An 8,844-nucleotide genomic window follows, 5' to 3' on the forward strand; every position below is an offset into this window, starting at 1 on the left:
ACCCTTTTAGTCAAAGAAAGTGACGGTGGTGGTAATTTAGCACGCGATGATATCCGCGGCTTATTAATCTCGATGATAGATGTCATCATCCAATGTAAACGCCTCGAAGGAAAATTTCGTGTAACAGAAATCTATTACGACCCCTTCAAACGCCGTGATGCTTTTTAAAAACTGTCGAAATGACTTAAATAACTCATTCATATCTTTCGCAAAGTATACATCTTATCCTTTTGCATTCTTTTCAAAAGTTTTAAGCGTTTTCGCATTAGAAATAGACATATCAAACGGCAATCCTCTTTCATCAACAACTTTAGCTAAGGAAATTCGTATGAAATCAGACACCGTAAGTCCTAAACTTGCTAATATTTCACCGGCTTCTTTTTTCAACTTCTTATCTATATTTGCTCGAATAACATCTTTTGAATCTACGGCTATGCCCATAGTAAACCTCCTTTAGTTACCTTCTTATGTATGGCTCAAATGAGTTATTATAACAAGTTTCTAATGTTCTAAATTTCTTTATCGTGTAATTTCTTTTGACATTGTTTGCGCTATCACATTATTTAGCTCTTTCGTATGTATCTGTTGCAAAACTTTAACTGCTGTTTGAAGCTCTTTCACAAGCTTTTTATCTTGAGGCTGATTTGGCGTGATTGCTTTTGACAAGTCAAAGTCTTGTTTATGAATAGCATCCTGTCCAAAACGTTTATCTAAAGCACTTTTCAGCTTTAAAAATTCTTCACCAACCTGCTCTGGTATCTTTGAATAACTATCACGACCAGCTTCAACATTTTTCATAAAAGTCACTGCTTCTTGTGAAAGTGACGGAACCTCTACTTTTAACTGTTCACGCTCCCGTGTAACACTAACCATCAGCGTCTCATAAGAATTCTCATAAAAGGATTGAAGCATTTTAATAGAAGAAATAGCAAGAGGAACATGATAAAGCGCTTCTTTTCGTTCTTTTCCTGTAGCCTTCAATTTATCGATAAAACGATCTGATCCACGCAGTTCGCCCGCTCTATCAGGTGCCCTATCCAAAATATCAGAGAGTTTATCGCCTTTCCCTGCTAAAATCGTTTGCTCAATCCTAAGCGCAGCCTCTTGTGGATCTTTATAAATAGATGCTAAATGACTGTTTAACTCCTTAAACATATCAATGTAAGATTTTTTATTTCTAAGAGCGCTTAGCACCTTCTGTTCTAGATTAGAGTTATCCGTATAAGCCGCAAGGTATGGGGCTTTTTCCGTTGTTTTTGATGCAACATTCAACTCTTTTTGTGATTGCTCAACCTCGAGCTCTTCTTTTTTAAGTTTGCTAAAAACTGTCGTTGCTCTCCCCCAAAGGGTTTCAATCTTTTCTTTTTGTTTTTGCAACCATTCTTTATTAAAATCAACGTAAGAGGCTATTTTTTCCCCTAAACCTTGAGAAACATCAATCCCTCTATTTTTTTTAAATTTGGCTATATAATCTCTATAATCAGGAGATTCAGAAAAATCGAGAGTTGTTGTTTTAACACCAGACCTAGAAAGAGCTGCTACCAATTTTTCATAGGTATTTGCACGATCGGATTGTTTAATGCTACTAGCAAAAGAAGGATCACCACGTTCTATAAAATCCACATGAAAAATGTTTTGTCTAATCTCTTTATTGTTAACAACAACAGTCTCTTTGTTTTGACGAATGGATATCTTATCACCAAGCTCAATACGAGCCCCATCTATCGCAGAGGGAAGATTTACACCATAAACACGTTCAACTCCACGGAAAGTTGCTATATCCGCATAAGGTGTTTTGGTTTTGGCTGTTTCACTAAAAGAAGCATACCCAGCTTCAACAAGTTCACCAGTGATTGTACCTTTAACCTGTTTGTGTTCGTGTAATCGAACGTTTTTAAAATCCTCTTCGGCTACATAAAGATGTGACTGATGCCTATGGCGAGACATTGCAACATAGGAGAGATGTTGATCCATAGATGAGGAGGCTAAAACAAAGACATTATCAACGGTAACTCCTTGACTCTTATGAATCGTAGCCGCATATCCATGATCAACGTTTTGATAGGTCTGATTGGAGAAAACAACTTCTTGGCCAGAGTCAAGACACACTTTTAAAAGCGGTTTTCCTCTTTCATTTTGTGTAGACAAAACAGTTCCCAACATACCATTTTTAACTTTTTGCTTTCCTAATTCTGGGGCTGATCTTTCTTCAAATTGAGCATTTTCAAGAAAGATAATTCTGTCACCAACAACAAATTCCCTATGCCCCTTAAGAGTATCAAAATTTGTAACGCTTGCACTATCTTCAGATTTAAGTAAACGAGCATCTTTAAGAGCAGTTCGAATTTCTTCATTTAATTTTTTTACAGACGCATTCGTATGAGCAAGAACAAGTAATTCGTCACCCCGTAAAGTTTTTCCTTCTTCCAGAGCTTTTTTTTCAACTTTTCTTCGTGTATTCATCCAATCTTTAACAAGAGTATTTATGGCTTGATCATGCGTTTTAGTCTCACGAATGAATCCTCTATTTTTATAATGATCTAAAGCTTCCTTTACTTGTCCACGTGCAAACTGTCGTGATGCATCTTGCCCCCATTCTTCTTTTTGTCTCCTAATACCGGATAATTCTACATAACCAATATTATCAACTACAGCGCGAAATGCCGCTCCAGCCTCAATGGGTTGCAACTGCATATTATCACCAACTAAAACAATTTTTGCGCCTGCTTTTTCAACTTTTTGGACAAAATGCGAAAGTTGTTTTGAAGAAACCATTCCAGCTTCATCAATGACAAAAACATCACCAACCCGTAATTCATCTTTTTTATTTTTCCACGCTAATTCCCACGCAGCAAGAGTTTTACTTTTTATCTTTGAAGATTCTTCAAGACCTTCCGCAGCCTTCCCCGCAAGCGCTGCTCCAAATACACGCTTCCCACTATTAACCCACGCAATATTTGCGGCTTCCAATAGAGTGGATTTTCCAGCACCTGCATAACCAACAACCGCCGCAATACCTTTATCATCTGTAATATGTTGAACGGCTAATTTTTGTTCTTCTGAAAATTTAAATCTATCACTTTTATCTTTATTCTCAACAGACTTTATTGCCTCTAAAACCTGTCTATCTTTTACACCGTGTCCTGTCGTTTGAGACAACGAAACAACACTCCGCTCCATATCATATTCTGTTTTTAATATTTCCTTTGTGGAGTAAATAACTTTATAAGGATTGGAATGATCTTTAATTTTAATCAGGTTATTGCTTTGTTCTAAGCTCACCATAATATCATTAAAGTCATTTGAATTATCAACATATCTATTAATGATCTTAGCAAGATCACCATGATTAAATGTCGACTTCTCAAATGAAATTAACTTCAATACTTCATTAGGGTTTTCTTTAATTTTCTCTACAGATCTCTGTTTTATTTTTTCATTAGCTTGTACCGCATTGCTAGCAAGTCCTTTTTTACTCATTGCATGAGCAGATTGCCCCAAATGAATGGTTGGCTCTATAGATAAACCACGCTCTTTGTAAGAACGCATATCTACTTTTATATCATGACCTGCAAGTGAAAGATGCATCGTTGCAATCTCACCCCATGAGTTGCGTAAATCCTTCAATGCATCTTTATGACCTATGACGGTTTCATAAACTATACGCTCTTCTTTTCTTATAGCATTCCCTTGTCTATCACGAATAGTAACAAGAGATTTTTTTACTGTTCCATCTTCATTTAAGACAGCTATTTTTTTGGGACCAAAACCATTTTCTAAAACTGGACGTAAAGTATGCATAATATGCACATGTGGATTTCCTTCCTTGTCATGATAAACCCAATCAGAAACAAGACCACGTGATGCAAAGTTTTCTTTTACAAAGTCTCGTACAAGAGAAATATTTTGATCTCGTGATAACTCTAATGGCAACGCTATAACTATTTCTCTTGCTAACTGTCCATTCACGCGCTCACTATTTTGCACAGTGTTCCACAGCCATTCACTTTTTTTATCATTTGTATCAAAATAACTGAGTTGTTGTGTAATCCATTTTGGAGAACCTTCTGGAATATTCATTTCTGAATGTACAAGGTCCCTATCTTTATCATATCTATGCGTATGAGATCCTTCTAACTCATCAAACATCCTTGTCCTATGACGATAGGCAGCAGCCGAAATTGCTGATTTTCCAGCACCAATAATTTTAGCTTGTAAATGCGTACTCGCCATAAGATACAATTACCAAAAATTGTGTTTATTTCACAGAAATAATCTATAGCATAAAACGTTTTACTTTAAAACGTATAATTGCGCCTTCAAAAATCTTTTGAAAAAAGACATTTTCAGGAGCGCATAAATGCGCACTATTAAGTATTGTTATTGGAGATTTATTCTGTTAAGTAAAAATAAAGATTAAAAAATAAAAGAGAGTTTGAAATGTCACGTAAATCTTTAGAAAAACTTATAGAGGAAAAAAAAGCTCTGGAAGAAAAAAGTAAAAAACTTCTTGAAAGAATTAAAGCTGCTAAAAAACAAGAAGGAGAAAAAATTGCACTATTAGCAGCAGAAGCGGGATTAACAGAATTAAACATAACAAACGATCAATGGAAAAATATTTTCGAGGAGATTAAAGCCCGATTTCAAAAAGAACAGCAAAAAACTGAATAATCTTGGTAACTCTATAAAATCACTAAGACGCATTGAAAAAAGGAGGAGATTTTTGAGTGATGAAATAAGACGTAAAGATGCACGTGAAAAAATTATTCTAGGCGGTCTTGTCGTAAAGGCTGGTCTTAAAAATGCTGATAAGTCTTTTATTTTAGGATGTTTAATTCACGCTGCAAAACTTGATACAAATTCAAATGAATATAAAAATTTACAAAAAATAGGACAGCATGCTTTTGCTAATACGCGGGGTCAAAATGATAAACAATCTAAATCGTAAACAAATCATATTTTTAATATGCCCTTTTCTCTTTTCAATCATAATTCTTTTTCTTGTAAACATAACCATCAATAACATTACAGAAAATGGAACGACGCCTGATGCTTATTGGTTTGTAAGATCAAAGCCACTGGATATTTTAATCCTTATTGCACTTTCATGTTCTTCATTCATCTTATTACAAAAAAAGCATACCAGAAAAAATATCACTATTTCGTCCATGATCGTCTTTGGTTTGTTTGCAACTTATTATAGTGCAAATGAATATATCAGACTTAGTCCATATGTAGGTCAAGATAATATGACATGGGCGGATGTTCTTCCTTTCTTTGATAGGATGGTTTTATGGGGTGTTGTTATTGGCGTTGTTATCCTTGGTTACACTATGAATCTATCGTTGCCAAAAAAATTACCTTCGAAAAAATTAAAAAATACAATCTTCGGCGGCGCTCAATGGATGAATATGAAAAAACTAGAAAGCATCTTTCCAAGCGATGGAGAAATCATCGTAGGAGAACGATATCGAGTAGACGAAGATATTGTAACAGATGTTCTTTTTGATTCTCAAGACAAAACAACATGGGGGAAAGGAGGAACACAGCCATTACTAACATATAAACAAAATTTTTCTTCACCCCATATGTTATTTTTTGCTGGTTCTGGTGGTTATAAAACAACCAGTAATGTTATTCCAACTTGTCTCAAATATTCCGGTCCACTGGTCGTTTTTGACCCTTCAACTGAAATCGCTCCAATGGTAAAAAAAACAAGGCAGCTGTCAAAAAGAAAAGTATACGTTCTTGATCCCCATGGAGATTCAACAGAAACTTTTAATCCCTTAGATTGGTTATTAGATAAAAATATCCCTATTTGTGAAAAGGAAGTAGGTCTCGTAGAGACAGCACGACTCCTCCTTTCAGAAAATTATAGATCCACTTCAAGCGATCAATTTTTTATCTCTCATGCTCACAATTTGTTAACAGGTCTACTTGCACATGTCGTCTTTTCTGATGAATACAAAGAACATGAAAAAAACTTAAAAACACTTCGTATGATTGTATCAGAACCAGAACCATCGGTTATTGGAAAATTGAAATCAATACAATCAAATTCTTCATCACAATTCATTCGTGAAACCCTCGGGGTCTTTACCAATATGGCACAGCAAACTTTCTCTAGTGTTTATGCTACTGCTTCTAAAGATACCCAATGGCTTTCCCTTGATAGTTATGCCAACCTTATAAGTGGTAACGACTTTAAAACTAATGATATAACAAAAGGCAATGTAGACATCTTTTTTAATATCCCATCAAAAACTCTAAAATCTTACCCTGGTGTGGGACGGATTCTTGTTGGTTCTCTTCTCAAAGCTATGGAAGCCGCAAATGGAAACTATGAAAAAAGAGTCCTCTTTGTTTTAGATGAGATTGATCTGTTAGGATATATGAACATCTTAGAAGAAGCTCGTGACCGTGGTCGTAAATATGGAATATCTCTCATGCTCTTTTACCAATCTATAGGACAAATTGAACGTCATTTCGGTTCATCGGGTGCTATGACATGGTTTGAAAGTTGTGCTTTTATAAGTTATGCCGCAATACAAGATATTAAAACTGCTGAAAATATATCTAAGGCATGTGGTCAAATGACTGTTGAAGTGAAAAATTCAAGAAAACCTCTAGGAGGATTCCATACAAGAGGGACAGAAAATGTAAACACCCAGCAGAGACCTTTAATTTATCCTCATGAAATTACCCAAGAAATGCGCCTAGACGAACAAATCATTCTCGTGCGAGGGCAACCCCCTATCCGTTGTGGACGCTCTATCTATTTTAGACGTAAGGATTTAACAGCCCTTACTAACAAAAATAGATTTGCTCCTAAATAATAATATATCCTAAATAGAACTCACTTCGTTCGTCCATAATCAATAATGAGAGGCTATCCGCCTCTCAAACTCTCTGGAACGCTCACCAAAATCATGACATCAGACCCGCGTTTAATGAGAGGACTAACAAGTCTTGGTTCTTAGTGTCAAGGAAACCATTACATGGCGCCTAAAGGCGTCCTTGACAAAGAACCTAACGTCTTGTTTTGTCCCTCTCACGCAGCTCCGAAATCATGATTAGAAGGAGAGCGTTTAAGGGTGCCTACACAGCACCTTATAGTAGGGAAAAAACATTTGATTTTTTAACTACGTGGATAAAAAAATTATACCAAATAGATGTAAAATAGTGGAGGTTATGGACGGCTTTGTTGTTTGTGTCATACCTAAAAGGCAAAAATGGATTTAAAAAGGAATGGATTGCAATGCCTCAACATCCGATGGCTATAATAGCGAAAAGTAATTTAAACGGATATGATCTCAAGGTGTTTTTCATTCTGGCTTCTCGTCTTGATTTCGAAAATCTATTAGTCGTCAATCAAACGGAATTGGCTAAAAAAGTTGGTATTACCAGACATCACTTTAATCGAAGCGTAAAAAGACTAATAGCTATGGATATTCTTTTGGAAGGTCCTCGTATTGGTATTAATAGATCCTACCGTCTCAACCCAAAACTTGGTTGGAAAGGTAGTGCTAAAAACCATAAAATAGCTCTTAGAGAGAACTTTAAAAATCGCATAAAAGCAGCCGATATTCAAGGTGTATATGAGAATAGCAAACCTTTAGAAATGGACATCAGTAATCAAATAGATCTCGAAGATTATCTTAGATGAAAAATAATAAAAGCATAGTAGTTACGCTTCACAATGTTACCAATAATGGTAACATTGTAGCTTAATGAACAACTTCTTCTTGTATTTTATAACGATACACATATTCTAACAGCTTGAAGACATTCTCTAATAAGCTTTTACTTGAAAAGCATAAGATCAGAACCGGGAGGAGCTAACCGTAATAGGAGCGTATCGTATCCCCAATTGATAGCTAAACTTAGAAATATCAAAACTATATAACCAATGACCATTGCTGTTTGGTGTTCAAAAGGTGCAGAGCCCGCTACATATCCAGTAAAAAAAATAAATAACACCAGCAAACTCCCCCCTGCTATAAACTCTGTTAAAATAATAACCGGTTTGCGAATAAGCAAAAGAAAAAGGAAAAGGAAAAAAAGGCACGTTTTCAATATCTTATGTAATATTTTATAAACGATAGAAAACACTCTACGTATTATAGTTATTAAAATTGATTGTTTGGAATTTGGATTTTTCTCTTTTTTATTTAATTTATTAGTAGATAGAGTGTCCATTACCCCCTCCAATATTTTTATCTATAAAACGCTTTATGGCTATATGATACGTTTTATTTTATTCACGATTATTTATATACCTATATAGATAATTATTTCAATTTTATGATTTTTTAGTGCTTAATGTAACATACGGTTTCTTTATTTTTAAAAAGCAGGCGCCCCCCGCACCTGCTATTTTATTTACGCAACATCCTCATACTCATCACGAAAATAATCATCATCACTACCAAATCTTGGAATTGCCTCATCATGAATTTGATCATATTCAGTTAAAGAGGCGGCGCTATGAATACAAGAATCGCCAGATACATAAGCACCACAAACCACGGCATCATCAACGACATAGGAATAATCACAAATATAAGCACCATCACTTATTTTTGCATTGCCACCGACATGAGCATTATCACAAATAACAGATGAATCAGAAATATGAGCATGTCCACTTACAGAGGCGTTATCATAAATTTTTGCATTACCTTCAATTACAACAGCGTTTTGAATATGGGCGTTGCCATAAACCTCACAATAATCATTTATTGTCATGCCTTCAAAAATAGCATTGCCATAAATTTGTGCATCACCATAAACGTCTACAAAAAAGCTTTTCACTTTACCATTTTCATAAACCCTTGCATTTTG

At 35.2% G+C, this 8,844-nt stretch carries 7 protein-coding genes and 2 pseudogenes; 5 read left to right on the forward strand and 4 right to left on the reverse strand.

The window, feature by feature from the left end:
• Positions 1 to 168, forward strand: a pseudogene (locus ACFIMI_RS08985) (P-type DNA transfer ATPase VirB11); the annotation flags it as partial.
• Between the two features lie 54 nt (positions 169 to 222).
• Here the strand turns inward: ACFIMI_RS08985 and ACFIMI_RS08990 are convergent.
• Together ACFIMI_RS08990 and traA are read right to left on the reverse strand one after the other, a co-directional pair.
• On the reverse strand, positions 223 to 441 hold the full coding sequence (locus ACFIMI_RS08990; protein WP_375634893.1) for a type II toxin-antitoxin system RelB/DinJ family antitoxin: 219 nt from the start codon (positions 439 to 441) through the stop codon (positions 223 to 225).
• Between the two features lie 78 nt (positions 442 to 519).
• Complete coding sequence (gene traA, locus ACFIMI_RS08995; protein WP_375634891.1) at positions 520 to 4,233, reverse strand: Ti-type conjugative transfer relaxase TraA; 3,714 nt, start codon at positions 4,231 to 4,233, stop codon at positions 520 to 522.
• A 207-nt stretch (positions 4,234 to 4,440) separates the two neighbouring features.
• Here traA and ACFIMI_RS09000 point away from each other — a divergent pair, with 207 nt between their 5' ends.
• The 4 genes from ACFIMI_RS09000 (at position 4,441) to ACFIMI_RS09015 (ending at position 7,666) form a co-directional block, all read left to right on the forward strand.
• The gene (locus ACFIMI_RS09000) at positions 4,441 to 4,671 is read left to right on the forward strand and encodes a TraC family protein (protein ID WP_375692489.1); all 231 of its coding nucleotides are present in this window, start codon (positions 4,441 to 4,443) and stop codon (positions 4,669 to 4,671) included.
• Positions 4,672 to 4,723: 52 nt separating this feature from the next.
• Positions 4,724 to 4,948 carry a conjugal transfer protein TraD gene (locus tag ACFIMI_RS09005; RefSeq protein ID WP_375692490.1) on the forward strand — a complete coding sequence of 75 codons (225 nt, stop codon included), beginning with the start codon at positions 4,724 to 4,726 and terminating at the stop codon, positions 4,946 to 4,948.
• A complete protein-coding gene (traG, locus tag ACFIMI_RS09010) occupies positions 4,926 to 6,836 on the forward strand; it encodes a Ti-type conjugative transfer system protein TraG (protein ID WP_375634886.1) in 1,911 nt (636 codons plus the stop codon). The genes ACFIMI_RS09005 and traG overlap by 23 nt, the downstream gene beginning before the upstream one ends.
• 374 nt (positions 6,837 to 7,210) lie before the next feature.
• A complete protein-coding gene (locus tag ACFIMI_RS09015) occupies positions 7,211 to 7,666 on the forward strand; it encodes a replication/maintenance protein RepL (protein WP_375634906.1) in 456 nt (151 codons plus the stop codon).
• Positions 7,667 to 7,803: 137 nt separating this feature from the next.
• On the opposite strand, the gene ACFIMI_RS09020 is transcribed toward ACFIMI_RS09015, so the two are convergent.
• Both ACFIMI_RS09020 and ACFIMI_RS09025 read right to left on the reverse strand, forming a co-directional pair.
• Complete coding sequence (locus ACFIMI_RS09020) at positions 7,804 to 8,199, reverse strand: hypothetical protein (protein ID WP_375634885.1); 396 nt, start codon at positions 8,197 to 8,199, stop codon at positions 7,804 to 7,806.
• A gap of 183 nt (positions 8,200 to 8,382) precedes the next feature.
• A pseudogene (locus ACFIMI_RS09025) lies at positions 8,383 to 8,844 on the reverse strand (hypothetical protein); the annotation flags it as partial.

The sequence above is a fragment of the Bartonella sp. AP4SXKL genome (genome assembly GCF_042195845.1).
GTDB lineage: Bacteria > Pseudomonadota > Alphaproteobacteria > Rhizobiales > Rhizobiaceae > Bartonella.